Here is a 229-nt window from a genome sequence, read left to right as displayed (position 1 = left end):
CCATTTGCCCGATTGGTTGGGGCGCGCACCATGGGTCAGGTGGCCACCCGCGTCGAGCGACATGCCAAGGATGGTGTCACCCGGTTGGATCAACGCCTGATAGACGCCCTGGTTGGCCTGCGATCCCGAGTTGGGCTGAACATTGGCGAATTCACAGCCAAACAGTTCCTTGGCGCGGGCAATTGCCAGATTTTCGGCCACATCCACCCAGTCGCACCCGCCATAATAG

At 60.3% G+C, this 229-nt stretch carries 1 pseudogene; it reads right to left on the bottom strand.

What is annotated here, in order from left to right:
• Positions 1-229, bottom strand: a pseudogene (locus Q4528_RS16675) (serine hydroxymethyltransferase); the annotation flags it as partial.

This window comes from Staphylococcus pasteuri (assembly GCF_030547725.1).
GTDB lineage: Bacteria > Bacillota > Bacilli > Staphylococcales > Staphylococcaceae > Staphylococcus > Staphylococcus pasteuri.
The sequence above is the reverse complement of the archived record's forward strand: the minus strand, read 5'-3'. Positions and strand labels throughout refer to the sequence as shown.